A 23,398-nucleotide genomic window follows, 5' to 3' on the forward strand; every position below is an offset into this window, starting at 1 on the left:
TTGTCTTCTGGCTTCGGTCAGCAGAGGGAGCGGCGGTTTTCCCCCGGCCTCAAGGCCGGGGGTTTCCACGCCGTACAACCGCTGACCAGCGTGACCAAGAGGCGGCAGGCCGGGACCCGCGATGGCTGAGATCCTCTGGCTCGGCGTCCTCCTCGGCGCGGGCGCCGCCCTGTCCGTCGGCCCGGTCTTCGTCACCATCCTCGGCGAGGCCGCGACGCGCGGTCTCGGCGCGGCCCTCCGCGTCATCCTCGGCTCCGCGACCGCGGACGTGATCCTGCTCCTGCCCGCCCTGGTCTTCGCCTGGGTGATCGGCGCCGTGGCACGTGCGGTGTTCTGGGTCGGCCTGGTGGGAGCCGTCTTCTTCACCTACCTCGCCGCGCAGGCCGTACGCGACGCGTTGCGGCTGTGGCGCGAGGGACAGGGCCTCCAGACGCGTGGCTGGGCGTTCTGGAAGGGCGTGACGGCCAACCTCGTCAACCCGCTGTCATGGACGTTCTGGCTGGCGACGGGGACGCCGACGATGCTGCGCGCCCAGCATGTGGCGGGCCGGCCCGGGCTGGCGGTGTTCACGGTGACGTGGTTCTGCGTCGCGTCCGGGCTGGAGGCCGTCATCGCCTTCGCCGTCGCGCGCTCCGGCCACCTGGTCGGCCGCCGGGGTCAGAGCGTGTTCACCGCCCTGTCCGCGCTGCTGTTCGCCACGCTCGCCGGGATGATGCTCGTCCGCGACGTCATCGCCTGACGTCCGGGGCCGCGCCGGTGGCCGCGGACCGCAAGGCGTCGTACGCGTCCTCCGACGTGGTCTCGGCGCCCAGGCGGTGACCGGTCAGCTCGCCGTGGTCATCGCTCGCCCCCGTGACGAACATCCCCAGCCCCGCCGCCAGCACCCGCAGCGCGTCCCGGTCGGGAGCGGCGTGGTCCGGGTGGTCGGCCTCGATCCCGGCGAGCCCCGCGCCGGCCAGCTCGGCGATGTCATCGTCGGCGACGGAGTACCCGCGCCGCGCCGCTCGCGGATGGGCGAGCACCGGCACCCCGCCCGCCGCGCGTACGAGCCGGACCGCACGCACCGGGTCGAGGGCGTACCGGTCGACGTACGCGCGGCCGCCGGCTCCGATCCACTCGGGCGTGAACGCCTCCTCCACACTCGCCACGACACCGGCCTCGACGAGGGCACGCGCGATGTGCGGCCGGCCGGGAACGGACTCACCGGTGATCCGCGCGACCTGCTCCCAGGTGACGGGCGCACCCAGCTCGCTCAGCCGCTCGACCATGCCGCGTGCCCGGTGCGCACGGTCGTCGCGGATGCGCTCCCGCTCGGCCGCGAGCTCCGGCTCCCTCGCGTCGAACAGGTACGCGAGCAGGTGGAGGCTGTGGTCGTGCAGCCGGCACGAGAGCTCCATGCCGCGTACGAGCGTCATGCCCGGCGGCAGCGCGCCCGCGGCCTCGGCGTGGCCCGCGACCGTGTCGTGGTCGGTCAGGGCGAGAACGCCGACGCCCGCAGCATGGGCGCGGCCTACGACGTCGGCGGGGGGCTGGGTGCCATCGGAGGCGGAACTGTGGCAGTGCAGGTCGATGAGCAACCGATCACGTCTCCAGCCGCGGGCAGAGCGCTCCGTACGGCAGGTCGAGGGCGTTTTCGCGCAGGTCGTGGAGGTTGAGCTTCTCAAGCATGAGGACGCCCGCCGAGCCGGGCCACAGCACCGCCCAGATCCAGTTCGCGAGCGCCTCCCCCGCGTACGCGGCGGCGACGTCGCATCCCACGGCCCACATCGAGACGGGATGACCGTCGATCACGAGCTTGGCGTTCGGGACGCAGACGCCGAACCCGTGGCCCGGGTCGGGGCCGGGCAGCCCGGCATAGGAGGAACCGAGGCCGATCCCGGGCTCCTCCGCGACGATCATGAGGTCGGCCGGCCCGCCGAGCGGCGAGGGACCGGACAGGGCCACGGCGACGGCAAGCGCTCCGGAGCGGTCGTCGCCGACCTCGGCGAAGCCGGTCACGAGCCAGCCGGGAGGCAGCGGCCACGGCACCCAGACCGGCACGCGGGCCCGCGAGCGTACGACCTCGAGCGCCTCGCGGCAGGGACGCCAGGGCGGAAGAAGGGGACCGACCTCGCCGTGCTCGGGGCAGAGCCATGCGCTCGTCCAGACGCTGGGCGGTATGAGAGTCCCGCGACACCGCGGGCATGTGGGCGCCGTCCTCATGGTTACTCACAGTCGCCCCTCCTCGGTGGGACGTCAAGGTTTCCGCTGATCGGAGGCACGATCAGGCGGACGGCTCGAACGTCTTGGTCCGCCGCATCCCGGCCGCGCGTCCCTTGGCGGCGACCACCAGGGCCATCTTCCGTGAGGCCTCGTCGATCATCTCGTCGCCCAGCATGGCCGCGCCGCGGCCCTCCACGCGCGTGGCGTGGTCGTAGGCGTCGAGGATCAGCTCGGCATGGTCGTAGGCGTCCTGCGCCGGCGAGTAGACGTCGTTGCCCGCCTCGATCTGCGCGGGATGGAGCACCCACTTGCCGTCGAAGCCCAGCGCGGCGCTGCGCTCGGCCGCGCGGGTGAAGGCGTCCACGTCGCGGACGTTGAAGTAGGGCCCGTCGATCGCCTGCAGGTCGTTCGCGCGTGCGGCGAGCAGGATGCGCATGAGGATGTAGTGATAGGCGTCGCCCTCGGTGTATCCGGGCGGCTGCTCCCCCACCACCAGCGTCCTCATGTTGATCGAGGCCATCAGGTCGCCCGGCCCGAACACGAGCGCCTCGAGACGCGGTGACGAGGCCGCGATCTCGTCGACGCGGGTGAGGCCCCGCGCGTCCTCGATCTGCGCCTCGATGCCGATCCGGCCCACCGGCAGCCCAGCCGCCTGCTCGATCTGGCTCAGCAGCAGGTCGAGCCAGACCACGTGGTCGGGCGAGCTCACCTTGGGCAGCATGAGGCAGTCCAGGTGTGCGCCGGCGCCCTCGACGACGTCGATCACGTCCCGGTACGCGAAGCGCGTCGTCACGTCATTGACCCGTACGACCCGGACCCGGTCGCCCCAGTCCCCGTCGTTCAGGGCGGCGACGACGTTGGCGCGGGCCGCCTCCTTGGCCTGCGGCGCGACCGCGTCCTCCAGGTCCAGGAAGAACTCGTCCGCCGGCAGCCCCTGCGCCTTGTCGATGAACCTCGGGTTGCTGGCCGGCACCGCGAGCGTGGTCCGCCGGGAACGCGTCGTCGCCATGATCGGGATGCTATCGGGCGCGCCTGCCCCCGGCCGTACGTGGGAGACTGCGGGCGTGGACATCGCGGCGCTGGTCACCGAGGCCACCAAGAAGTCGGGCCTGATCTGGCTGTCACTGCCCGGCCTGCCCTATCCGCGTGCGGCCTGGCACATCTGGCATGTGACCGAGGGCGGCGAGGACGGGACCGCGCGGGGCGCGGCGTACGTCGTGACCGGCGGTATCGAGCAGCCCCTGCCCGGCCTGCCGGAGGCCGAACGGATCACCGTGACGGTCCGCAGCAAGGACAAGGGCGCACGCCTGGTGTCCTGGATCGCCGCCGTCGCCCAGGTCGAGCCCGGTTCGGACGAGTGGGAGGCGGTCGTCCCGCCCCTCGCCAAGTCACGCCTTAACGCCCCCGACGGTGAACACCAGACCGAGCGGTGGGCCGAGGAGGCCTACATCATCCGTCTCACCCCGACCGGTGAGGTGCCCGAGGCGCCGGGCAGCCTGCCCGAGGACTACACGGGCGTACGGCCGGTGCCCAGCCCGGCCACGACCACCGGCCGAGCCCCCTTCATGATCGGCGGCCGGCGCCGCCGGCCCGATCGCTGAACACCGCACACTCCGTACGGGGCGCGGTCAGCGGCCGAGAGGGACCTCGCGACGCTCGGTCACCGCGTGCAGTTTGTCCGGGTTGGCCACCAAGTGCAGGGTCTGGACCAGGCCGTCGGCGACCTCGGCCGCCATCGCGGTGAGGACCATGCCGCCGCCGCGGATGACCACTCCGGGCACGCCGTTCACATCGATGACCTCGGCCGTCATGTCCTCGATCGAGACACCGTCGTACGAGCGCCGCCCGATCCCGGCCATGAAACGTGCGACCTTCTCGGCCCCCTCGATCGGGCGGCGGGCCGCCGTGCGCTTGCCGCCTCCGTCCGAGATCAGCACGACGTCGGGAGCCAGCACGCCCAGCAGCCGTTCGAAGTCACCGCTCACGGTCGCGGACAGGAACTCCTCCGTCACCCGGCGCTGTTCGGACCGGTCCGCGGAGAACCGTGAACGCCGCTCGGCGACGTGCTGCCGGGCCCGGCGGGCGACCTGCCGGACGCTCACCTCGGAGCGGTCGAGCGTGGCAGCGATCTCGGCGTGCGAGAAGCCGAACACCTCCCGCAGCACGAACACCGCGCGTTCGAGCGGCGAAAGCGTCTCCAGCACCACCAGCATCGCCAGCGACACCGACTCGGCCAGCTCGACGTCCTCCGCGACGTCGGGCGAGGTCAGCACGGGCTCGGGCAGCCAGGGGCCGACGTAGGTCTCGCGCCGCACCTGCGCCGAGCGCAGGCGGTCGATCGCGGTGTTGGTCACGATGCGGACCAGGTACGCCCGGGGATCCTTCACGCTCGAGCGGTCCGCGCCCGACCAGCGCAGCCACGCGTCCTGGACGATGTCCTCGGCGTCCGCGACCGTGCCCAGCATCCGGTAGGCCACCGAGAAGAGCAGACCGCGGCAGGCCTCGAACGCCGTGGTGCCGTCGCCGCCCTCCGGCCGGTCTCGCTCGCTCATGTGCCCCTCGATCACGTCGTTCACCCCATCGTGTCATCTGGTGGCTGCACCGGTATAGATCACGCTTTACCGATTGGGAGCACGCGGCTCGATAGCCTTCGAGCATGACCGCAACGCCATCGCGGGTGTTCGTTGCGCGCCTGGCCGGGATCGCCGTCTTCGACCCGGCGGGAGACCAGATCGGCCGGGTGCGCGACGTCGTCGTCGTGATCCGACAACACCCACGGCCACCCAGAGTGCTCGGACTCGTCGTCGAGGTTCCGCCGCACCGCCGCGTGTTTCTGCCGATCACCCGCGTGACCAATATCGACGCCGGGGCCGTGATCTTCGACGGCCGGATCAACATGCGCCGGTTCGAGAAGCGCAGCTCCGAGACCCTGGCCCTCGGCGAGATGCTCGACCGCAGGGTGGAGCTCGCCGACGGCGGAGAGCACGTCATCGTGATCGACCTCGGCATGGAACAGAGCCGCAGCAGCGACTGGCTCGTCACCAAGGTGGCCGTGCGCCGCACGGGCGTGAGCCCCTCCGCGCACGCACACCGGTGGACGGCCGGAGGCCGGAGCGCGGGCACCCGGCTGGGCCTGCGCCGGCGGCGCGGTGAGACGTTCGTGGTCGGCTGGGGCGCGATCAACGGCCTCGGCGTGGTCGAGGACGGGCAGGGCGCGGCCAGCCTCATCGCGGCGTTCGAGCGGATGCGCGCACCCGACCTGGCGAACGTCGTGCACGAGCTGTCGGCGAAACGCCGCGGCGAGGTGGCCGCAGCGCTCGACGACCGGCGGCTGGCCGACGTCCTCGAGGAGCTGCCCGAGGACGACCAGGTGGAGATCCTCGGCAAGCTGGACGCCGACCGGGCCGCGGACGTCCTGGAGGAGATGGGACCCGACGACGCGGCCGACCTGCTCGGTGAGCTGCCGCTGGAGCAGCGTGAGCAGCTGCTGGCGCTGATGCAGCCCGAGGACGCCGCGCCGCTGCGCCGGCTGCTCAGCTACGCCGACAACACCGCGGGCGGCATGATGACGACCGAGCCGGTGATCGTCTCACCGGACGCCACCGTCGCCGAGGCCCTCGCCCAGATCCGCAATCCCGATCTCAACCCCGCGCTGGCCGCGCAGGTGTACGTCTGCCGCCCGCCGACCGAGACGCCGACCGGCCGCTACCTCGGCACGGTCCACTTCCAGCGGCTACTGCGTGAGCCGCCGCCCACTCTCGTCAGCGCGATCTGCGACACGGAGCTGGACCCGCTGCGGCCGGAGCTGCCCCTCGAGACGGTGTCCAACTACCTGGCCACCTACAACCTGGTGTCCGTGCCGATCGTGGACGTGAACGGACGGCTGCTCGGCGCGGTGACCGTCGATGACGTGCTCGACCACCTGCTGCCCGACGACTGGCGCGAGAACGTCATGGACACGGACGTGGACCTGGACGAAGAGGAAGAGGCACTGCGTAACGCCGAGGCCGCCCAGGCGGCACAGAACGGCGAGCGGCCGAACTGAGCACCCGAAAGAGGAACCGATGAGCACTGGCCTGGACCGGGTGCGCGACCAGCGCCGCCTGGGGCGCCTCGACCAGCCGCGGGAGATCCGCCTGGTGCCGCGGCTGTACTACGACCCCGAGGCGTTCGGGGTGTTCTCCGAGCGCATCGCGCGCTTCCTCGGTACCGCGAGGTTCCTCGTCTACATGACGGGGTTCGTCCTCGTGTGGTTCGCCTGGAACGTGCTCGCGCCCATGACCTGGAGGTTCGACCCGTACCCGTTCATCTTCCTGACCCTCATCCTGTCGCTTCAGGCGTCGTACGCCGCGCCGTTGATCCTGCTGGCCCAGAACCGCCAGGACGACCGGGACCGGGTGCAGTACGAGGGCGACCGGGCGCGGGACGAGCGCAGCGTCTCCGACACCGAGTATCTGACCCGGGAGGTCGCCAGCCTGCGCATGGCGATGAGCGAGGTCGCCACACGTGACTGGATCCGCGACGAGCTCCAGCACCTGCTGAAAGACCTGGAGGGCCGCCGCCGGGACGGGTGACCTTGGCGACATCCACGCCGCCGGAGCACGTGAGTTGGCCCGGTGCTTCGCGGCTCAAATAGCATGGGGTCATGGCCTCCCCCACGATCGAGCAGGTGACCGCGGCGCTAGCTACGGTGAACGACCCGGAGATCCGGCGTCCCATCACCGAGCTCGACATGATCAAGGGCGTCGACGTCTCGGCCGAGGGCAGTGTCACCGTCGGCGTGTTCCTGACCGTCGCCGGTTGCCCGATGCGCGACACGATCACGCGCGACGTGACCGCCGCCGTCTCCAAGCTGCCCGGCGTCGCGGGCGTCCAGGTCGACCTCGACGTGATGAGCGAGGAGCAACGCCAGGCCCTGCAGACCAAACTCCGTGGCGGCCAGGCCGCCAAGGAGATCCCGTTCGCCAAGCCCAACTCCCTGACCCGCGTGTACGCGGTGGCGAGCGGCAAGGGCGGCGTCGGCAAGTCCTCGGTGACGGTCAACCTGGCCGCCGCGATGGCCGCGCAGGGCCGCAAGGTGGGCGTCGTCGACGCCGACATCTACGGGCACTCGATCCCGCGCATGCTCGGCGTGACCGGACGGCCCACGCAGGTCGAGCAGATGATCATGCCGCCCAACGCTCACGGCGTGAAGGTCATCTCGATCGGCATGTTCACCGAGGGCAACTCCCCGGTCGTCTGGCGCGGGCCGATGCTGCACCGCGCGCTCCAGCAGTTCCTCGCGGACGTCTACTGGGGCGACCTCGACGTGCTGCTGATGGACCTGCCGCCCGGCACCGGCGACATCGCCATCTCGGTGGCACAGCTCCTGCCGTCCGCGGAGATCCTCGTCGTGACCACACCGCAGCAGGCCGCCGCGGAGGTGGCCGAGCGCGCGGGCGCGATCTCGGCGCAGACCCATCAGACGGTCGCCGGCGTGATCGAGAACATGTCCTACCTGCCCTGCCCGCACTGCGGCGAGCCGGTCGACGTGTTCGGCTCCGGCGGTGGCCAGACCGTGGCCGACGCGCTCACCCGTACCCTCGGGACGTCCGTGCCACTGCTCGGCCAGGTGCCGATCGACGTGCGCCTGCGCGAAGGCGGCGACGAGGGCAACCCGATCGTCCTGGACGCTCCCGACGCGCCCGCCTCGAAGGAGCTCCGCAGCATCGCCGACAAGATCTCCGGGCGGGCCAAGAGCCTGCGCGGCCGCCAGCTTGGCCTCAGTCCGAATCGCGGTTGACCAATCCAAGGGCGTGTTTCCGCTTGACGCGCGGCCCGAGCATGATTTCGTGGAGCGTATGGCATTCGACGGGGTCATACGGGGGACCGCGGTCGCCATCGCGCTGGCGGTCGCGGCGGGCGGCTGTAGCCATCACTCGTCACGGGTGACGCAGAGCGGCGGCGGTCAGGGCAAGGCACCGAGCGGAGCGTCGAAGACCTGGGGGACGCCGATCCTCTCGGACGACTTCGGGGGCACACAGCTCGACGCGAACAAATGGCAGGTCTACGAGGCACCGGACGCCTCCACCCACCGCGGCGTCGCCGCCGGCACCCACGTCTCGGACGGCAAGCTCATGCTCGTCGGCGGGATCTACGGCGGCAAGGACCAGGGGGCGGGGGTCATCTCCCGTTTCTCCCAGACGTACGGCCGCTGGGAGGCCCGCATGCGGTCCGACCCGGGCGCCGGTTACTCCGCCACGGCGTTCCTGTGGCCGGTGCACATGGGCGATCCGGAGTTCGCCGAGATCGACTTCGCCGAGATCCTGTCGGCCAACCGGCACAGCGGTGGCCTGTTCATCCACCACGGCCGGGACGACCAGCAGGTCCAGCGGACCACGCATGCCGACTTCACCAAGTGGCACACCGTGGCCGTCGACTGGCTGCCCGACCACGTCACGTTCTGGATGGACGGTAAGAAGACGTGGACCTACAACGGGTCCTTCGTCCCGAAGCAGTCCATGATGCAGCTGTACCTACGGAACGAGATGCGGAACGGCTTCCACCGCACGTCGGAGACGCCGCAGAAGATCACGATGCAGGTCGACTGGATCCGGGTCTACCGCGCTCCGCCGCCCGCGCGCTGACGCGTCCGGCCAAGATCGGGCTAGGTGGCCTCGGGGTCGTACGGCGGCCGCTCACCGAACGGCAACAGGGGCTCCTCGGCCATGGCCGACTCCTGGTCGAAGTCGTCCAGATCGTCGAGCAGGTGCTTGCGGACGAACCGCCGCGGGCTGAGGTCGGCGACGTCGAAGTCGGCGAACTCCGGGCCGAGACCGTCGCGCAGATCTTCCTTCGCGCTGTTGGCCATGGTCCGCAGCTGCCGCAGCGCCCGGCCTGCCTGTGAGGCGACCTTCGGCAACTGGTCGGGGCCGAAGATGACCAAGGCGAGCACAACGAGGAGCAGTGCCTCACCGAGTCCTACGTCGAACACCGGTCCTCCACCTGATGGCCCGCGGTCCCTTTGCCGGGACCGCCGATGTCAGCTTAACCGCGCCGCCGACCTCGCGTCTCGGCGGAGGTCGGCGGCGCGGGCCGATCAGTTGCCCGAACCCAGTGTGAGCTGGGTGGTCAGCTTCTGCGCGCCGCGGGTGTAGGCGATCAGGACCCGCTCGCCCGGTGACTTGGCGCGGATGGCCATGATCAGCTCATCCGACCCGCTGATGGGCTTGTTGTCGAAGGAGGTGATGATGTCGCCGGCCTTCAGCCCGGCCTTCTGGGCGGGGCCGCCCGGCACGATCGTGCCGCCCTTGCAGGTCTGGGATCCCCCGTCGGTGGCGATGCGGGCACCGCCGCCCTGGTAGGTCATGTCGATGCAGGCGCCGATCACCGCGTGCGTGGCCTTGCCGCCGCTGATCAGCTGCTCGGCGACCTTCTTGACCTGGTTGCTGGGGATGGCGAAGCCCAGGCCGATGCTCCCACTCTGCTGCTTGTCGCTGCCGAGCGTCTGGCTGCCCAGGGTGGCGATCGCGGAGTTCACCCCGATGACCTCGCCCTTGGCGTTCACAAGCGGGCCGCCGGAGTTGCCGGGGTTGATCGCCGCGTCGGTCTGTACGGCGTTGATGAAGGCGGACTCGCCGCCCTCCCCGCTGGTGCTCACGGGCCGGTTGAGGGCGCTGACGATGCCGGTCGTGACGGTGCCGGCCAGGCCGAGGGGCGACCCGATGGCGATGACGGGGTCACCGACCGCGAGGCCGTCGGAGTTGCCGAGCGTCAGAGCCTTACGGCCGCCGAGAGTGCCCGGCTTGATCACGGCGATGTCCGAGGTCGGGTCGTGCCCCACGATGGTCGCGGTGGTCGTCTTGCCGTCGTTGAAGACGACCTGCATGTTGCCGCCGCTGACCGCGGGGGCGACCACGTGGTTGTTGGTCACGATGTAGCCGCCGTGCACGATGAACCCGGTGCCGGCGCCGCCCTCGGTGCCGTTCTGCACCTTGATCATCACGACGCTGGGCACCAGCCGCTGGGCGATGCCGGCGATCGAGCCGGGGTCGCGGTTCTTGTCGCCGGTCGAGGTGGAGGAGCCGCCGCCCAGGTCGACCGAGCCGGTACGGTCGCCGCTCGCCATCACACCGATGCCGGCACCGAGCGCACCGGCCAGCAGCGCGACGACGACGGCGACGATCAGGAAGACGCCTGTCGAGGGCCCTCTGCGCTGGTAAGGCTCGACGGAGGGAACGGGTGCCCAGTTCGGGGGTCCGCCGGGATAACCGCCACCGCCCATGGGCCGCTGCTGGGTGTTCCAGCCGCCGTACGGAGGCGCCGGGGGACGATGGCGCTGGTCGTAGGGCTGCTCGTAGTTGTGCGGCGTGAACGCCGGCCGCGGCGGATGAACGGGTACGTCGCTGCGCGGCGGCGCGCCGTACGGGGAGCGCTGTCCCGGGTCAGGCGGCGCCATGCCCTGCGGCGGACCCGAGGCGAACGGCTGGTCCGTGGAGTTCTGGGGGGCCGCCGCGCTCCCCGCCTCGGGCTCTCGCGTGCGCCGGTCGTCCTGCGGTGGACCCCCGGGCGCGCGGCTGTCTTCCGTCATGAACTGACTCCTTGCCGACCGCGCATGGACCTGTCGTTGTCGCCCCACAATGACGAACGAGGTATGTGGCGAGCATAAGCGACCTTGGCGGTGAAACCTGGCGGCTCACGGCTTCATCCCCCGGGGACGAATCGTTCCGAGGGACCAGCCAACGGGATCTCCGCAGATCAGTCAAATGGGTTGGCCCACGACGTGATCCGGTCCAGTCCGCGTCCCAGGCGTCCCCAGAAACCGGTCTCGCCGTGGGGCAGCGCGGCCACCGCGCTGTCCATGACCGACGGCGGCGCGTCGGCGAGGACGGTGAACACATAGCCCCTGCTGGCCCACATCGCCCGCTGCTGCACGGTGTCGCGCAGGTAGACCGTGCGGCCGCCCCTCGTCGCCCTGCGCCAGCCCGCGACGCTCTTGGCGTCCAGCGTGCCGCGCTGTACGAAGACCGAGACCACCGACAGGCCGTCGGAGTAGCTGAGGTGCACGACCGGGCCGTTGCCGTCGAGCTGCCGCGCGTCGTACAGGCTGAGCCCGTCGGGCAGCCCGGAATGCACCGGCCAGCCGTGGTAACGCAGCGAGCCCAGGTCGGCGCCGACCAGCTGATGCGCCCACGGCGCCTCGATCGTGCGCGACGCGGACGCGGTCACGAACCTGGCCCTGGGTACGGACGACCGGATCTCGGTGAAGACCGTGAGGTTGACCTCGCGGCCCTGCTGGTCGAGCAGCTCGCGGCGGAGCATCAGACCCGTCTGCCGGTCGATGTGGAACCGGCCCGCCGCGGTGCCGTCGGCGCGCCGTGCCTCGATGACGAGGGTGGGGCGGCCCGACACGTCGCCCTGCCCCGCACGGACGACCGCGTAGTTGCGCGCGAGGAGCTCGAGCATCTTCGGCGTGTACCCGGTGAGGCCGCCGGTGTGCTGTGAGTCGTCGGCCTCGAACATCTGACCGCCCTGGGCGGCCGTCGTGCTCTGGACGTTGATGTGGGTGCCGTCACCCGGAACGTGGACGACCTTGACCAGCGACGTGGTCCCCGTCCCGCTGCGGCTCCAGGCCGTGATGAACTGCGTGCCCTCGTACGAGGTCGTACGCGCGGCGCTCTCGGCGTTGCGCAGTTGCTGCAGCGCCTCCGGATCGGACTTCAGCCGGGCCGCGCTCGCGGTGTCGCCGGTGGTCACGAACCACAGGACGAGCAGCGCGGCGGCGAGGCCTCCTGCCATCCACGTGTTGCGTGAGATCCGGTCCGTCACGGGCTGCTGGCCTTGGGGTCGGTGAGAGGAACGTCGCCTGAGGTGAGTGCGTGCTCGACCGCGAACTGCTCGATCGAGGGCGCCACGCGCGGCAGGGAACGCGGCTCCGAACCGGCGGCGAAGGCCGCCGAGCCGATGCCGAGCACGGCCAGGGTCGCGGCGCCGGCGACCAGGTAGCGCCCGCGGGGCAACCGGCGGCGCGTCGCGGCGGCCCGGCCCGGGCGGTTGCCGGCGGGACGCGTGTCACGCGGCCGCGTGGACCGGACGGCGCCCGGGACCCGGCCCTGACCGGGCAGCCTGCGGACGACCGGTGGCAGCGGGTCACCCGGCTCGCCCATGGCCTGGAGACGGCCGAGCAGGCTGTCGGCCGGGAGCATGTCCCCCATGGCGCGGAGCCGCCGCTTGAGGGCGCGCAGCACGTCGGCCTCGGCGCGGCACGCGTCACAGGCCGCCAGGTGCATCAGGGCCCTGTCACGCTCGTCGTGGCCCAGCTCGCCGTCGACCAGCGCCGTGAGCCGCTCCCCTAGATGGGCCATGAGACCTCCTCCGCCGGCCGCATGACCAAGGTGCAGTGCCTGGTGATTCGCTCGCTCCGCTCTGTCATACGGCCTCCCCCGAAGCCTCTGCCGTCCCCGTCGCCGTGCGGCGGCGGGGCCCGCGGTGTTCGAGCGCGGCGCGCAGCTGTGCCCGGCCCCGGTGGATCCGGCTGCGGACCGTGCCGAGCTTCACGCCGACCGTCGCGGCGATCTCCTCATAGGACAGTCCCTCGATGTCGCACAGCACGACGACCGCGCGGTAGTCCGGCGCGAGGCCGTCGAGCGCCGCCTGGACGTCGGCGTCGAGCTTTTTGTCGTCGTAGGCCTGCGCGGGCGTGGGCTCGTGGCCGCGCAGGCGCTCCGCGGCGTCTTCGGCGAGGTTTTCGAAACGGATCCGCTGACGGCGCCGCGCCTGGTCGAGGAAGAGGTTGGTGGTGATGCGGTGCAGCCACCCCTCGAAGGTGCCGGGCTGGTAGTTGGCGAGCGACCGGAACACGCGGACGAAGACCTCCTGAGTGAGGTCCTCGGCGTCGTGCGGATTGCCGGTGAGACGGAAGGCGAGGCGGTAGACGCGGCCGGAATGCTCGCGCACGATCTCTTCCCACGTCGGGGGTGTCCAGGCGATGCCGGCGTCCCGCACCGTCGCTCCCCTCTCACGCAAGAGTTCTGCCACCGCCATACTGCCCCGTTTCTTCCTTTCCGCCTACCGGCTGCCGTGGCCCCACTGAAGAACGTGACGGTAGGCGGTGGAGTTCCCCCGCCGCAGTAGTCTTTGACCTCGCAGGCTCATGCTCTCCGAGGAGGAAGTCATTGACACGGTGAAGGCCACTCTGGCCTACGTGGAGCAATACCTCCCCGAGGACGAGGCGCTGCGCAACGCGCGTCAGCGCGGCGAGGACGTGGGCGCCACGCCGATCGGCGCGGGCGGCGGCGCCGCACTGCGCTTCCTCGCCACCGCCATCAGCGCGCGTACGGTCGTCGAGATCGGCTCCGGATGCGGCGTGTCCGGCATCTGGCTGCTGCGCGGCATGCAGACCAACGGCGTGCTGACGAGCGTCGACGTCGAGCCGGAAAACCAGCGGCTGGCCCGCGAGGCGTACGCCGAGGCCGGCTTCCCGACCTCACGTGCCCGGCTGATCACCGGCCGCGCGCTGGACGTCCTGCCACGCCTCACCGACGGCGCGTACGACCTGGTCTTCTGCGACGCGCTCAAGCGGGAGTACCCCGACTACCTGCCCGAGGCCCTGCGCCTGCTGCGCCCCGGCGGCGTGGTGGCGTTCGACAACGCGCTGCTGGGCGACAAGGTGGCCGATCCGACCAACCGCACGCCGGACACCGTCGCGGTCCGCGAGCTCGGCCGCCTCGTCCGCGAGGACGACCGGCTGACGCCGATGCTCATCCCGGTCGGGGACGGACTCCTCGCCGCGGTGAAGGGTGCATGAGAGTACGCCGGCGACCCTCCCCGGGTGACGCACGGCCCGTGGGGTGCGCCCTCGTCCTTCTCGCGTTCTCAGTGATCTTCGCGGCGACCGCCGTGCCGGCCCTGCCGGGTCTGGGCGCGGTCCTCTATCTCGTCATCGGCGTGGCCGGCATCACGCTGTGCACGGCCGGGCTCCTGACGGCGGCCGGGCGGCTCGTGGGCGGCCGGCCGGTGCTCGAGCTGGACGAGGAGGGGGTACGCCTGCCGGCGCCCTGGCCCTGGCCGCGTACCCGCGACCGGTCCGTACGCTGGGCCGACCTGGCCGCCGTCGTGCTCTGGAGCAGCCCGGTCCCGCGCGGCCGCCGTGGCCTCGCCGACCACCTGGCGTTCCTGCCCACTCAGGAGGGCGCGGGACCCGCTCAGCCGAGCGCCGAACTCCTCGCGCTGGGCCTTCAGGACCTTCCGGGCGTCGCGACCGCGGACTGGGCGATCGACGTCTCGGGTGGCTGGGACCCCGGCGTGGAGGAGATCCTCGCCGAGGCCCGCCGCCACGAACTGCACACCGCGGATCTGCGCTGACGGAGAGCCGTCAGCGGCTCGCTCCGTCTTTCGAGGTCAGCCAGTTCAGCAGGAGGCGTACGCCGTAGCCGGTGGCCCCCTTGGTGATCGCGCCGTCGTCGGAGGTGGCACGCGCGGGACCGGCGACGTCCAGATGGGCCCACGCGCGGTCCCCCGCGAACTCCCGCAGGAAGAGCGCGGCCACGATGGAGCCGGCGCCGAAGCCGCCGCGGCCGATGTTGGCGAGGTCCGCGACCTCCGAGTCGATGGCCTGGCGGTACTCCTCGACCAGCGGCATCCGCCAGACGGCCTCGCCACTCGTCTCCCCCGCGGCCGTGAGGTCCCCGGCGAGCGTGTCGTCGGTGGAGTACAGCGCGGCGTGCCGCATCCCGAGCGCGATCTTGGCCGCACCGGTGAGGGTGGCGATGTCGACGACCGTGCCCGGGTCCAGCTCGGCGTCCGCGTACGCGAGGGCGTCGGCGAGGACCAGACGCCCCTCGGCGTCGGTGTTGAGCACCTCCGAGGTGGTGCCGCTGTAGTGCCGGATGACGTCACCGGGGCGCATCGCCGAGCCGGAGGGCATGTTCTCGGCCGCCGCGACCAGCCCGGTGACCTTGACGGGTACCCCGAGCGCCCGCAGGGCGCTCATGACGCCGATCACGACGGCACCGCCCGCCATGTCGGTCTTCATCGTCTTCATGCCCTCGTTCGACTTCAGGGACAGGCCACCCGAGTCGAAGGTGATGCCCTTGCCGACCAGGACCAGGTGTTCTTCCCGCGCGCCCGCGGCACGACCCTGCTCTCGCGCGCCCTCCGGCTCGTACGTCAGCTCGATCAGGCGAGGCGGCCGGGACGAGCCCGAGCCCACGGCGAGGATGCCGCCGAAGCCGCCCGCGGCGAGCGCTTTCTCGTCGCGTACCCGTACGGTCAGCCCCGCGTCCTCGGCGAGCGCCTCGGCCTGTTCGGCCAGCCACTGCGGGCACTTCTCCAGCGAGGTGGTGTTGGTGAGGTCACGGGCGAGCGCGACCGCGCGCGCCACCGTGATGCCGCGTTCGAGCGCGGCCTGCGCGGAGGCGACCACACTGATCGTCTCGGCGCCCGGCCGCTTGGCCGGCCCGCCGACACGGAAGTCGTAGGAGGCCAGCAGCAGCCCCTCCGCGAACGCGGCGAGGGCGTCCTCACTCGCCGCGGACGGAGCGCACGCGATGACCTTCCCGCGGCCTCTGACCTGCCGTGCGACGGTGGCGCCCGCCCTGCGCAGCGCGGACGGCGAGCCGTCACCGACTCCGAAGAGCAGCATCTCGGTGATGCCGTCACCCAGACGGAACGGTGCCCTGACGACCTCGCCGGGCTCGCCCTTCGCGTCCTCGTGCGCGAGCAGGTCGGCCGCTCCCAGCGCGAAGATGCCGGCGAGGCCGTCGGCGTACGCCGGGTCGATCTCGGGGCCGGACCGTACCGGAACCGCGACGGCCTCGGCCGCCGTCGCGGCGTCGCGGATCGTCTCGTCGAGAGCGCGGAGCTGGGTCTGTAGTGGCACGTACCTCTCCCAATGAACAGCGAGGCCCCGGCATCAGCCGGGGCCTCGCTCGCTAATTCAAGCCGGCCGAACGGGTGCGCCCGATCCAGGCGTCACGTCCTAGCCGACGACACCCTTCAAAGCGTCCCCGAGCTCGCCTGCCTCATCTGCCGACAGTTCGACAACGAGCCGCCCGCCACCTTCGAGCGGGACACGCATGACGATTCCGCGCCCCTCCTTGGTAACTTCGAGCGGACCATCGCCTGTCCGCGGCTTCATCGCCGCCATGCGTGCATCCCCTTCCTGCCTAGGGCCGCGTGGGGCCGCCGGGCTTCCTTGGCCGCTGACCCGCCTGCCGCATCAACGTCAACTGTGGTGGACCATTATCCCGTTTTCGGGACGCTAAGTGGTAACGATCAGCTCGGAGATCGTCAGACTGGAGTTCTATGAATGCCCGCTCTGCCCTCTTCGACCTCTACGGTGACCACCTTCGGACCCGAGGGAGAAGCGCTCCGATCGCCTCTCTCGTAAGACTGCTGGCGGCCTTGGACATCGCCGCCCCGGCCACGCGCACCGCCGTTTCGCGGATGGTCCGGCAGGGCTGGCTGTCGCCGGTGCGGCTGCCTCAGGGCCGCGGCTACGCGTTGACGGCCAAGGCCGTACGCCGCCTCGACGAGGCTGGACGACGGATCTATCGGGACGCTCCCGACGTCTGGGACGGAAGTTGGCATTTGCTCGTTATCCAGCATATTCCTGACCGTGCGCGGCGCGAGAGACTGCGTGCCGGTCTCGGCTACCTGGGGTACGCACCGCTGGATGACACGACGTGGCTCAGCCCGCGTCCGTCCGCCGAGCTGGAGGCGTTGTTCGAGGTCGAAGGGGTGCGTGCGGAACGATTCGCCTCCCGTTACGACGGTGACGCACACGGTCTCGTGGCGCGCGCGTGGGATCTGGACGGGCTGGCCCGTGCGTACGAACGCTGGCTCGGCGACGCCGAGGAGCTCCTGTCCACGTGCACCGAACCGACCGACGAGCAGGCGTTCGCGGTACGCAGCCGGCTGGTGCACGAGTGGCGCAAGTTCCTGTTCCGCGACCCCGGTCTGCCCGCGACGCTGCTGCCCGACGACTGGCCGGGCGGCAAGGCGGCGCGTTTCTTCGACGCGGAGGCGGCGCGGCTCTTGCCCGCGGCCTCTCGGTTCGTCGATCGTTGCCTCGATGGTCCGCAGTGACGCGGAGTGACCCACGGAAGGAGCCCGAACGTGCCGGAGAGCGTGCAGTACGAGCTGGCCGAAGGTGTGGCGACGATCACACTCGCCCGCCCGGACGCGATGAACTCACTGACCGTGGAGACGAAGACGGAACTCCGCGAAGCGGTGGAGCGGGCGCGGGATGACACCACCGTACGCGCCGTGGTCCTGACCGGCCAGGGACGCGCGTTCTGCGCCGGCCAGGACCTGCGCGAGCACGCGGCGAACCTGGAGGCGGACCTCGGCCTGGCCGGCACGCTCGAGCACCACTACGACCCGATCGTGCTGGCCCTCAGCCGCATGCCGAAGCCGGTCGTCGCCGCGGTCAACGGCGTCGCGGCGGGGGCGGGACTCTCCTTCGCCATGGCCTGCGACCTGCGGATCGCGTCGGAGAAGGCATCGTTCGCGACCGCCTTCACCAGGATCGGGCTCGTTCCGGACAGTGGCATGTCGTGGACGCTGCAACGCCTGGTCGGCCGCGCCAGGGCACTCGAGCTCCTGCTGCTCGCCGAGCCGGTCCGGGCGTCCGAGGCGCTGGAGCTCGGCCTGGTGAACCGCGTGGTCCCGGCCGACGAGCTCGACGCGGCGGCGCGGGAGCTCGCCGTCCGGCTCGCCGCCGGCCCGACCTTGGCGTACGGCGCCGTCAAGGCCGCGGTGGAGTTCGCCTCGGCGACCGATCTGCGGGGTGCCCTCGCGAAGGAGGCGGAGCTGCAGGCGTCCTGCGCGGCCACGACCGACCATCAGAACGCGACCAAGGCGTTCCTGCGGAAGGAGCAGCCCGTCTTCGAGGCTCGATAGCGTTCACGCCGCCGAGCGCGCCGCCCTTCGGCAGAGCGCGTCCGCCTTCCTTGTCCGGCATTCGGCGCCGCGGCCGAGTGCGCCGATGAAGATCGTTATTGGCCGCATGTGGTTCGCGGGCATTCGGAAATCCGGGCCCTCGATGCCGGCCGCGTTCGCGCTCTCCTGCTCCAAGGTGCTCGAACCGGCCGGATACCGAGCGGATTCGCGCGCCGGAGGCCGCGCGGAAGCGTCCGATGCGTGAGACGCCGCCAGGTTGACACGGCGACCTCAACCGGACAGAAGAGGTCGTACACGGGAGTCGGTTGGTTACTCTCCGACCCATGACAGCACGAACGGCACTGATGGCCGCCGGCGCGATCGGTGCCGTCATCGCCGTCTACCTGGTGATCTCGGCGATCATCGGCCTCTTTGCCTGGGCGGCGTTCTTCATCGCGGCTGCGCTCGCCATAGCCGTCGCGGTCAAGTACACCCGCGCGGCGGGCGGCACCAAGGAAAGACGCATCGAGAGCAAGCCCGCCAAGGGCATCGTCGACTGTGCCGGGACAAGCCTGCGTATCGGGGACGACGTGCGGGCGAGCACCGGTTTCGACGGACCGATGGAACTGGCCTTCGGACGGGGCGTGGTCGTCAAACTCGGCCGCGGGAAGGCCCATGTTCGCTTCCACGACATTCCCGAGCAGGTTCACCCGATCACGCCGGGCGCTCTGCGCCGGCTCGCGTAGATCCCCACGTCGCGAACTTCTCCCGGCCGCTTGCGGCCATCGCGAAGGCGCCGGCGGCGACCGATATTCGGGGACACGCGCCGGCGTTCGATCACCCGCGAGGGGTGCACCGGGCGGCGTGTCCGCCGGGCCGTGCCCACGCGTGAGCCGTCCGCACCCGGCGCCGGGCCATGGAAAGGCACCGTGCGGAACTCCATCCGCGTCCACTCGCGAACAAGGCGGTGATCTCAAGCGGGCCAACGATCAACGCTAATGCGGAAACGGCCCGCACACTTTTTGGACGCGACGCAAACGGATGAATCGAGAAATTACTCGCTCGTGACATCGAGTCATGCGTACGCTGCACACAGGGGGATTCTCCGTCACGCGCCTCGTCGAAGGTAAGACATGGCCTTCACGAATAACCGCGGACGGTGGACACATGACCTGGCGGCAAATGTGAGACGCGAACAGCCCCTCGCGTCTTGGGCTGCCTACAAACCATGTCACAGGCCGGCGAGACCATCGGCCAATTAGGGAGAGAACGTGAGCGACTCTGCCAACCACTGTCAAAAAAGCGGCGGCGGTGGGCCATTCGAGCGACAGCCGCGGCGAGAAATTCGGTATCAATACCACATAGGGGAACCCGAAATGAATGCCCGCTGGCGCAAGAGTAGTCACAGCGGCCATGCAGGAGAGAACTGCGTGGAAATCACGTTGAGCGTTGCCCGAAACACGAGAACCAAAAAGTCGATCTCGCCGCAAACCAACGGGAGATCGGCCGAGACTCGTCTCGGCTTCGTGTATTCGCACACACGGGTCTGACGTCCACTCCGGAACGCACGAGACCCTGGCCGTGAACGATCAACCCGCGGTGTAGGCGCCGCGGCGATGGCACTCCTGGAGGTGATCGTCGACCAGACCGCACGCCTGCATCAGGGCGTAGACGGTCGTGGGGCCGACGTGCCGGAAGCCGTGGCCCTTGAGCTCCTTGGCCAGCGCCTTGGAGCCGGGGGTCGTGGCCGGCACGTCGGCACCGGTCCTGGGCGCCGGGGCGTCCGGGTCGGCGTACTTCCAGATCAGGGCGGCGAGACCGCCGGGCAGGTCGAGCGACGCCCGTGCGTTCGCGATGGTGGCATCGATCTTGCGGCGGTTTCGCACGATGGAGGCGTCGGCGAGCAGCCGCTCGACCTCGGCCGGGCCGTAGGCCGCGACCTTGTCCATGTCGAAGTCGTCGAACGCCTGCCGGAACCCCGGACGCTTGCGCAGGATCGTCAGCCACGACAACCCCGACTGGAACGCCTCCAGGCTCAGGCGTTCGTAGAGCCCGCGGTCGTCGCGGACCGGCCGGCCCCACTCCTCGTCGTGGTAGGCGATGTATTCGGGCGTGGAGACACCCCAGGGGCACCGCACCAGCCCGTCAGCACCGATCGTCGTCATTCGAACAGTTTAGCGAGCCGGCGGAGCGCCGTTCGGAGCATGAGCCGGGTGAACGGTCCCACCGCGACCCAACCGGCGCGGCCGGCCGGGCCCAGGGGCAGATCGACGAGCTCCGACCAGGTGACGCGGCACCGCCCTCCGGGCAGGTCCAGCAGGTCGAAGCGGCCTTCGCCGCGGACCAGCCGGCCCGTGTGGCGTACGGCGACGCGGGTCGGCGGCTCCCAGTCCGAGATCACCATGGTGTCGAGAAAGCCAACCGTGCCGACTCCGGTCCACGCCTTGACGCTCGCGCCCTCGGCGGCACCGCCCTCGGCATGGGTGAACGGCACCCACTCGCCATGCCGTGACCAGTCGACGAGCACCTCCCACACCCGCTCGGCCGTGGCCTCGACGTCGACCGCGGCGTGCACGGCCACGCGGCTCACTCGGCATCGTCCTTACGCGCCGCGTGAGTGTCCTCGGCGTCGACCTCGTTCTCGGCCTTGGCCTCGGTCTCCTCTTCGGCTTTGGCCTCGGTCTTCTCTTCGTGGACGTCGGAGATCGTCAGCCACGGATCGGTCGGCGGGGCGTGGTCGGCTTCGGCCTCGGCCGGTTCACCGCTCGTGAAGGCGCCACTCGTGGGGATGCCGTCCGTACGGGTGACGAAGGGGTCCTCGCGCCCGGCGGGCAGCTCTCGCGGCGCGGGGTCCCAATCCGTACGGGTCGCGAAGGGCTCCTGGCCCATGACGGGCATGTCACCCCGGCCCGCGGGCAGCGCGCGGCGCCGGTTCCAGGAGTCGCCGTCCGTGCCCTGCCGCGCCTCGGCGAGCTCCTGCTCGAGGACGGCGATGCGGGTGTCGCGCTCGGTGAGCTCGTAGGCGAAGCGCTCGAGCGCCTCGTCGGTGATCTGCTTGTGGTAACCCCACAGGCCCAGTGGCAGGCGCAGCAGCACGGCGTCCGTGCCGCCGATGGCGCGCCGCCCGGGCAGGGCGAGCGGTGGGTGGTCGGGGTGCTCCGTGGAGAGCTCTCCGCCGCCGCCCACGGCCACGACGACGATCGCGGCCAGCACGGCCACGGCGGCCAGGGCCACGGTGATGAAGACGAGCAAGGTCGAGCTCCCCTCTGTACCTCCGGTAATCCGATCGTGCCACAACTGCGCGCCGGAGATCGCCGACCGGCGTGGGCCGGTCGCCATGCGGCATGCCGGCACCGAGGTCTGTGCCACGATCGGCGGCATGGAGTTGCATCTCGCGGGCCGTACGTTCGGCTCCGGAGAGTTCGCCATCATGACGGACGGAGTGGTGGAGGGCACCGACATCGCCCTGGTTCCGCCCGATCCGCCGATGATCGAACGGTTCTGCGCCCACAACGCCTGGCCGGCGATCGCCGTGGCGCCCGCTTCGGCCGCCGAGGCCATCGCGTGCGAACGCGCGGGCGCGGACCTGCTCATGGGCGACGCCTTCGCGCCGGTCGCCGCGGCGACCGGCGCCGCGCTCGCCTGTTCCGCACCGGATCGCGCCGTGGGCGTACGCCCGAGCGGGGTGCTCGTCATGGCCGGCGATCCCGGCGCGGTCTCCCGGCTGGCAGAGGCCGGGGTGGCCGTACTCACGGACGAGCCGGTGCAGGCCATGCTGGCGGTCCACGCCTGGCTCGGCGCGCGCGTCTTCCTTACCGGCGATGTCCACGGCACCCGGCAGGTGCTCGACATGATCGCCTCGATCAGGGGGACGCGGGCGCCGGCCGTGGCACGCCGCGGCCTTGCCTGATCAGCCGCGGACGTGCCGGCACCCCGGCTCCGCTCAGGGTTCGGACTCGATGTAGTCCTCGGCGGTCGGCTCCAGGCGTACCGGAGACCGCTCCAGGTGCTCGAACGCCTCGGTGACCGAGCCGGTCCAGCCGACGGCGTCGAAGATGTGCGGCCGGGCGAACCCCTCCTCCAGCAGATGCTTCATCAGCTCGCCGAGCGGTTCGTACAGGCCGTACGGGTCGAGGATCGCGATCGGCTTGTCGTGCATGCCGAGGACGCGTGAGGTCCAGATCTCGAACAGCTCCTCGAGCGTGCCGAGCCCGCCCGGCAGCACCAGGAACGCGTCGGACCGCCGGTCCATCTCGGCCTTGCGCGAGCGCATGTCGTCGGTAACGACCAGCTCCGCGTCGTCGTCGGCGATCTCGATCTCGACCAGCGCCCGTGGGATGACGCCGATCGTGTGCGCGCCGCCCTCACGCGCGGCGCGCGCGACGGCGCCCATACACGAGACGGTCGCACCACCGCTGACGAGGGTGTGCCCGCGGCGGGCCAGCTCGGCGCCGGCCTCTTCGGCGAGGTCGAGGTAGCGACGGTCGATGCGGCCGCTGGAGGAGCAGAAGACACAGATCCGCATCAGGAGCCGTTCCCTCCCTCGCGGAAGAGCTCGTCCTGTGCGGCGCGCTCCTCCAGGAGGCGCGCCTGCGTCTCGTGGGCACGCGTGACGATGTCGACCACCTCGTCCGGATCATCGGTGACGTGGACGAGCTCCAGGTCCTCCTGTGAGATCTTGCCCGCGGGCAGCATCTGGTTTTTGACCCAGTCGAGCAGGCCACCCCAGAAGTCGCTGCCGACCAGCACGATCGGAAACCGCGTGATCTTCCCGGTCTGGACGAGGGTGATCGCCTCGAACAGCTCGTCGAGGGTGCCGAAACCGCCCGGCAGCACCACGAAGGCCTGGGAGTACTTCACGAACATCGTCTTGCGGACGAAGAAGTAGCGGAACTCGATGCCGATGTCGACGTAGTCGTTCAGGCTCTGTTCGAAGGGCAGCTCGATGCCGAGCCCGACAGAGACCCCACCGGTCGAGCCGGCACCGCGGTTCGCGGCCTCCATGATCCCCGGACCGCCCCCGGTGATCACGGTGTACCCGGCCCGCGCCAGTGCCTCCCCGATCCGCTCCGCCAGGACGTACTCCTCACTGTCCGGCTTGGTACGCGCGGACCCGAAGATGCTCACCGCGTGCGGCAGGTCGGCCAGGAGCCCGAACCCCTCCACGAACTCCGCCTGGATGCGCAGCACGCGCCAGGGGTCGGTGTGCACCCAGTCCGAGGGCCCACGGGAGTCGAGAAGCCGCTGGTCGGTGGTTGTCGAGGGGATCGCCTTGCCGCGAAGCGTCGCAGGCCCCTGCCGCCTCCTACGCGGCGCCTGATCAGGTTGCATGCCC

At 70.9% G+C, this 23,398-nt stretch carries 30 protein-coding genes; 14 read left to right on the forward strand and 16 right to left on the reverse strand.

Features of this window, described 5'->3' with window-relative positions; all coding sequences use genetic code 11:
- Positions 1-121: 121 nt before the first annotated feature.
- Positions 122-739, forward strand: a complete 618-nt coding sequence (locus tag FB559_RS05700) for a LysE family translocator (RefSeq protein WP_141954021.1) — start codon at positions 122-124, stop codon at positions 737-739.
- On the opposite strand, the gene FB559_RS05705 is transcribed toward FB559_RS05700, so the two are convergent.
- The 3 genes from FB559_RS05705 to FB559_RS05715 all read right to left on the reverse strand — a co-directional run bounded on the left by FB559_RS05705 (position 729) and on the right by FB559_RS05715 (position 3,211).
- A complete protein-coding gene (locus tag FB559_RS05705; protein WP_141954023.1) occupies positions 729-1,577 on the reverse strand; it encodes a PHP domain-containing protein in 849 nt (282 codons plus the stop codon). The genes FB559_RS05700 and FB559_RS05705 overlap by 11 nt on opposite strands.
- A 4-nt stretch (positions 1,578-1,581) precedes the next feature.
- Entirely contained in the window at positions 1,582-2,202 is a 621-nt protein-coding gene (locus FB559_RS05710; protein WP_141954026.1) for a DUF6758 family protein, read from the reverse strand.
- Positions 2,203-2,263: 61 nt separating this feature from the next.
- Positions 2,264-3,211, reverse strand: coding sequence for an HpcH/HpaI aldolase/citrate lyase family protein (locus FB559_RS05715; protein WP_141954028.1), 948 nt, complete (start codon positions 3,209-3,211; stop codon positions 2,264-2,266).
- Between the two features lie 55 nt (positions 3,212-3,266).
- On the opposite strand from FB559_RS05715, the gene FB559_RS05720 reads away from it, so the two are divergent.
- On the forward strand, positions 3,267-3,803 hold the full coding sequence (locus FB559_RS05720) for a hypothetical protein (RefSeq protein ID WP_246121375.1): 537 nt from the start codon (positions 3,267-3,269) through the stop codon (positions 3,801-3,803).
- Positions 3,804-3,830: 27 nt separating this feature from the next.
- Here the strand turns inward: FB559_RS05720 and FB559_RS05725 are convergent, their stop codons facing one another.
- A complete protein-coding gene (locus FB559_RS05725) occupies positions 3,831-4,754 on the reverse strand; it encodes an RNA polymerase sigma-70 factor (RefSeq protein WP_141954030.1) in 924 nt (307 codons plus the stop codon).
- A gap of 104 nt (positions 4,755-4,858) precedes the next feature.
- Here FB559_RS05725 and FB559_RS05730 point away from each other — a divergent pair, with 104 nt between their 5' ends.
- The 4 genes from FB559_RS05730 (at position 4,859) to FB559_RS05745 (ending at position 8,828) form a co-directional block, all read left to right on the forward strand.
- The gene (locus FB559_RS05730) at positions 4,859-6,247 is read left to right on the forward strand and encodes a magnesium transporter MgtE N-terminal domain-containing protein (RefSeq protein ID WP_141954033.1); all 1,389 of its coding nucleotides are present in this window, start codon (positions 4,859-4,861) and stop codon (positions 6,245-6,247) included.
- 19 nt (positions 6,248-6,266) lie between these two features.
- The gene (locus tag FB559_RS05735; RefSeq protein ID WP_141954035.1) at positions 6,267-6,776 is read left to right on the forward strand and encodes a DUF1003 domain-containing protein; all 510 of its coding nucleotides are present in this window, start codon (positions 6,267-6,269) and stop codon (positions 6,774-6,776) included.
- A 71-nt stretch (positions 6,777-6,847) separates the two neighbouring features.
- Positions 6,848-7,984 carry an Mrp/NBP35 family ATP-binding protein gene (locus tag FB559_RS05740; RefSeq protein ID WP_141954037.1) on the forward strand — a complete coding sequence of 379 codons (1,137 nt, stop codon included), beginning with the start codon at positions 6,848-6,850 and terminating at the stop codon, positions 7,982-7,984.
- A 58-nt stretch (positions 7,985-8,042) separates the two neighbouring features.
- Positions 8,043-8,828, forward strand: coding sequence for a glycoside hydrolase family 16 protein (locus FB559_RS05745; RefSeq protein ID WP_246122394.1), 786 nt, complete (start codon positions 8,043-8,045; stop codon positions 8,826-8,828).
- Between the two features lie 20 nt (positions 8,829-8,848).
- On the opposite strand, the gene FB559_RS05750 is transcribed toward FB559_RS05745, so the two are convergent.
- From FB559_RS05750 to sigE, 5 genes are all read right to left on the reverse strand, one after another.
- Positions 8,849-9,175 carry a sec-independent translocase gene (locus tag FB559_RS05750; protein WP_141954041.1) on the reverse strand — a complete coding sequence of 109 codons (327 nt, stop codon included), beginning with the start codon at positions 9,173-9,175 and terminating at the stop codon, positions 8,849-8,851.
- Positions 9,176-9,280: 105 nt separating this feature from the next.
- The gene (locus FB559_RS05755; RefSeq protein ID WP_141954043.1) at positions 9,281-10,771 is read right to left on the reverse strand and encodes a S1C family serine protease; all 1,491 of its coding nucleotides are present in this window, start codon (positions 10,769-10,771) and stop codon (positions 9,281-9,283) included.
- Positions 10,772-10,938: 167 nt separating this feature from the next.
- Positions 10,939-12,009, reverse strand: a complete 1,071-nt coding sequence (locus FB559_RS05760; protein ID WP_141954045.1) for a sigma-E factor regulatory protein RseB domain-containing protein — start codon at positions 12,007-12,009, stop codon at positions 10,939-10,941.
- Positions 12,006-12,545, reverse strand: a complete 540-nt coding sequence (locus FB559_RS05765) for an anti-sigma factor family protein (RefSeq protein WP_141954047.1) — start codon at positions 12,543-12,545, stop codon at positions 12,006-12,008. Before FB559_RS05765 ends, FB559_RS05760 begins: the two co-directional genes overlap by 4 nt.
- Before the next feature lie 64 nt (positions 12,546-12,609).
- Complete coding sequence (gene sigE / locus FB559_RS05770) at positions 12,610-13,224, reverse strand: RNA polymerase sigma factor SigE (RefSeq protein WP_141954050.1); 615 nt, start codon at positions 13,222-13,224, stop codon at positions 12,610-12,612.
- A 109-nt stretch (positions 13,225-13,333) separates the two neighbouring features.
- Here sigE and FB559_RS05775 point away from each other — a divergent pair, with 109 nt between their 5' ends.
- The gene (locus FB559_RS05775; RefSeq protein ID WP_141954052.1) at positions 13,334-13,987 is read left to right on the forward strand and encodes an O-methyltransferase; all 654 of its coding nucleotides are present in this window, start codon (positions 13,334-13,336) and stop codon (positions 13,985-13,987) included.
- Positions 13,984-14,544 (forward strand): hypothetical protein, encoded by a 561-nt coding sequence (locus tag FB559_RS05780; RefSeq protein WP_141954054.1) that lies wholly within the window; start codon positions 13,984-13,986, stop codon positions 14,542-14,544. Before FB559_RS05775 ends, FB559_RS05780 begins: the two co-directional genes overlap by 4 nt.
- A 10-nt stretch (positions 14,545-14,554) precedes the next feature.
- Here the strand turns inward: FB559_RS05780 and FB559_RS05785 are convergent, their stop codons facing one another.
- Together FB559_RS05785 and FB559_RS05790 are read right to left on the reverse strand one after the other, a co-directional pair.
- Positions 14,555-16,060, reverse strand: a complete 1,506-nt coding sequence (locus FB559_RS05785) for a leucyl aminopeptidase (protein WP_141954056.1) — start codon at positions 16,058-16,060, stop codon at positions 14,555-14,557.
- Between the two features lie 99 nt (positions 16,061-16,159).
- Complete coding sequence (locus tag FB559_RS05790) at positions 16,160-16,327, reverse strand: DUF3117 domain-containing protein (RefSeq protein ID WP_141954058.1); 168 nt, start codon at positions 16,325-16,327, stop codon at positions 16,160-16,162.
- Between the two features lie 158 nt (positions 16,328-16,485).
- On the opposite strand from FB559_RS05790, the gene FB559_RS05795 reads away from it, so the two are divergent.
- The 5 genes from FB559_RS05795 (at position 16,486) to FB559_RS46590 (ending at position 19,613) form a co-directional block, all read left to right on the forward strand.
- Positions 16,486-17,268, forward strand: a complete 783-nt coding sequence (locus FB559_RS05795; protein ID WP_141954060.1) for a PaaX family transcriptional regulator — start codon at positions 16,486-16,488, stop codon at positions 17,266-17,268.
- 30 nt (positions 17,269-17,298) lie between these two features.
- Entirely contained in the window at positions 17,299-18,084 is a 786-nt protein-coding gene (locus tag FB559_RS05800) for an enoyl-CoA hydratase/isomerase family protein (RefSeq protein ID WP_141954062.1), read from the forward strand.
- 85 nt (positions 18,085-18,169) lie between these two features.
- The gene (locus tag FB559_RS43650; RefSeq protein ID WP_185792056.1) at positions 18,170-18,328 is read left to right on the forward strand and encodes a hypothetical protein; all 159 of its coding nucleotides are present in this window, start codon (positions 18,170-18,172) and stop codon (positions 18,326-18,328) included.
- Positions 18,329-18,428: 100 nt separating this feature from the next.
- Positions 18,429-18,809: a hypothetical protein gene (locus FB559_RS05805; RefSeq protein WP_141954064.1), complete on the forward strand. Its 381-nt coding sequence runs from the start codon at positions 18,429-18,431 to the stop codon at positions 18,807-18,809.
- A 630-nt stretch (positions 18,810-19,439) separates the two neighbouring features.
- Positions 19,440-19,613, forward strand: coding sequence for a DUF397 domain-containing protein (locus FB559_RS46590; protein WP_425455104.1), 174 nt, complete (start codon positions 19,440-19,442; stop codon positions 19,611-19,613).
- Positions 19,614-19,652: 39 nt separating this feature from the next.
- Here the strand turns inward: FB559_RS46590 and FB559_RS05815 are convergent, their stop codons facing one another.
- From FB559_RS05815 to FB559_RS05825, 3 genes are read right to left on the reverse strand one after another with little or no spacing between them, the layout of a single operon-like run.
- Positions 19,653-20,228 (reverse strand): DNA-3-methyladenine glycosylase I, encoded by a 576-nt coding sequence (locus tag FB559_RS05815; protein ID WP_141954068.1) that lies wholly within the window; start codon positions 20,226-20,228, stop codon positions 19,653-19,655.
- The gene (locus tag FB559_RS05820; RefSeq protein ID WP_141954070.1) at positions 20,225-20,653 is read right to left on the reverse strand and encodes an SRPBCC family protein; all 429 of its coding nucleotides are present in this window, start codon (positions 20,651-20,653) and stop codon (positions 20,225-20,227) included. Before FB559_RS05820 ends, FB559_RS05815 begins: the two co-directional genes overlap by 4 nt.
- Positions 20,650-21,315, reverse strand: a complete 666-nt coding sequence (locus FB559_RS05825; protein WP_141954072.1) for a hypothetical protein — start codon at positions 21,313-21,315, stop codon at positions 20,650-20,652. The genes FB559_RS05820 and FB559_RS05825 overlap by 4 nt, the downstream gene beginning before the upstream one ends.
- Positions 21,316-21,442: 127 nt before the next feature.
- Between FB559_RS05825 and FB559_RS44500 the strand changes: the two genes are divergently transcribed.
- Positions 21,443-21,973: a hypothetical protein gene (locus tag FB559_RS44500; RefSeq protein ID WP_221639897.1), complete on the forward strand. Its 531-nt coding sequence runs from the start codon at positions 21,443-21,445 to the stop codon at positions 21,971-21,973.
- A 33-nt stretch (positions 21,974-22,006) separates the two neighbouring features.
- Here the strand turns inward: FB559_RS44500 and FB559_RS05835 are convergent, their stop codons facing one another.
- Positions 22,007-22,588, reverse strand: coding sequence for an LOG family protein (locus FB559_RS05835; protein WP_141954074.1), 582 nt, complete (start codon positions 22,586-22,588; stop codon positions 22,007-22,009).
- Positions 22,588-23,394 carry an LOG family protein gene (locus FB559_RS05840; protein WP_141954076.1) on the reverse strand — a complete coding sequence of 269 codons (807 nt, stop codon included), beginning with the start codon at positions 23,392-23,394 and terminating at the stop codon, positions 22,588-22,590. Before FB559_RS05840 ends, FB559_RS05835 begins: the two co-directional genes overlap by 1 nt.
- Positions 23,395-23,398: the final 4 nt, after the last annotated feature.

This window comes from Actinoallomurus bryophytorum, from assembly GCF_006716425.1.
GTDB lineage: Bacteria > Actinomycetota > Actinomycetes > Streptosporangiales > Streptosporangiaceae > Actinoallomurus > Actinoallomurus bryophytorum.

What these genes read in the sequence shown, in the direction of transcription:
- FB559_RS05700 (WP_141954021.1), top strand. Translation starts at nt 122, where the DNA reads ATGGCTGAGATCCTCTGGCTCGGCGTCCTCCTCGGCGCGGGCGCCGCC.
- FB559_RS05710 (WP_141954026.1), bottom strand. Translation starts at nt 2,202, where the DNA reads ATGAGGACGGCGCCCACATGCCCGCGGTGTCGCGGGACTCTCATACCG.
- FB559_RS05715 (WP_141954028.1), bottom strand. Translation starts at nt 3,211, where the DNA reads ATGGCGACGACGCGTTCCCGGCGGACCACGCTCGCGGTGCCGGCCAGC.
- FB559_RS05725 (WP_141954030.1), bottom strand. Translation starts at nt 4,754, where the DNA reads ATGAGCGAGCGAGACCGGCCGGAGGGCGGCGACGGCACCACGGCGTTC.
- FB559_RS05730 (WP_141954033.1), top strand. Translation starts at nt 4,859, where the DNA reads ATGACCGCAACGCCATCGCGGGTGTTCGTTGCGCGCCTGGCCGGGATC.
- FB559_RS05735 (WP_141954035.1), top strand. Translation starts at nt 6,267, where the DNA reads ATGAGCACTGGCCTGGACCGGGTGCGCGACCAGCGCCGCCTGGGGCGC.
- FB559_RS05740 (WP_141954037.1), top strand. Translation starts at nt 6,848, where the DNA reads ATGGCCTCCCCCACGATCGAGCAGGTGACCGCGGCGCTAGCTACGGTG.
- FB559_RS05745 (WP_246122394.1), top strand. Translation starts at nt 8,043, where the DNA reads ATGGCATTCGACGGGGTCATACGGGGGACCGCGGTCGCCATCGCGCTG.
- FB559_RS05755 (WP_141954043.1), bottom strand. Translation starts at nt 10,771, where the DNA reads ATGACGGAAGACAGCCGCGCGCCCGGGGGTCCACCGCAGGACGACCGG.
- FB559_RS05765 (WP_141954047.1), bottom strand. Translation starts at nt 12,545, where the DNA reads ATGGCCCATCTAGGGGAGCGGCTCACGGCGCTGGTCGACGGCGAGCTG.
- sigE (WP_141954050.1), bottom strand. Translation starts at nt 13,224, where the DNA reads ATGGCGGTGGCAGAACTCTTGCGTGAGAGGGGAGCGACGGTGCGGGAC.
- FB559_RS05775 (WP_141954052.1), top strand. Translation starts at nt 13,334, where the DNA reads ATGCTCTCCGAGGAGGAAGTCATTGACACGGTGAAGGCCACTCTGGCC.
- FB559_RS05780 (WP_141954054.1), top strand. Translation starts at nt 13,984, where the DNA reads ATGAGAGTACGCCGGCGACCCTCCCCGGGTGACGCACGGCCCGTGGGG.
- FB559_RS05790 (WP_141954058.1), bottom strand. Translation starts at nt 16,327, where the DNA reads ATGGCGGCGATGAAGCCGCGGACAGGCGATGGTCCGCTCGAAGTTACC.
- FB559_RS05795 (WP_141954060.1), top strand. Translation starts at nt 16,486, where the DNA reads ATGAATGCCCGCTCTGCCCTCTTCGACCTCTACGGTGACCACCTTCGG.
- FB559_RS43650 (WP_185792056.1), top strand. Translation starts at nt 18,170, where the DNA reads ATGAAGATCGTTATTGGCCGCATGTGGTTCGCGGGCATTCGGAAATCC.
- FB559_RS05805 (WP_141954064.1), top strand. Translation starts at nt 18,429, where the DNA reads ATGGCCGCCGGCGCGATCGGTGCCGTCATCGCCGTCTACCTGGTGATC.
- FB559_RS46590 (WP_425455104.1), top strand. Translation starts at nt 19,440, where the DNA reads ATGAATGCCCGCTGGCGCAAGAGTAGTCACAGCGGCCATGCAGGAGAG.
- FB559_RS05815 (WP_141954068.1), bottom strand. Translation starts at nt 20,228, where the DNA reads ATGACGACGATCGGTGCTGACGGGCTGGTGCGGTGCCCCTGGGGTGTC.
- FB559_RS44500 (WP_221639897.1), top strand. Translation starts at nt 21,443, where the DNA reads ATGGAGTTGCATCTCGCGGGCCGTACGTTCGGCTCCGGAGAGTTCGCC.
- FB559_RS05835 (WP_141954074.1), bottom strand. Translation starts at nt 22,588, where the DNA reads ATGCGGATCTGTGTCTTCTGCTCCTCCAGCGGCCGCATCGACCGTCGC.
- FB559_RS05840 (WP_141954076.1), bottom strand. Translation starts at nt 23,394, where the DNA reads ATGCAACCTGATCAGGCGCCGCGTAGGAGGCGGCAGGGGCCTGCGACG.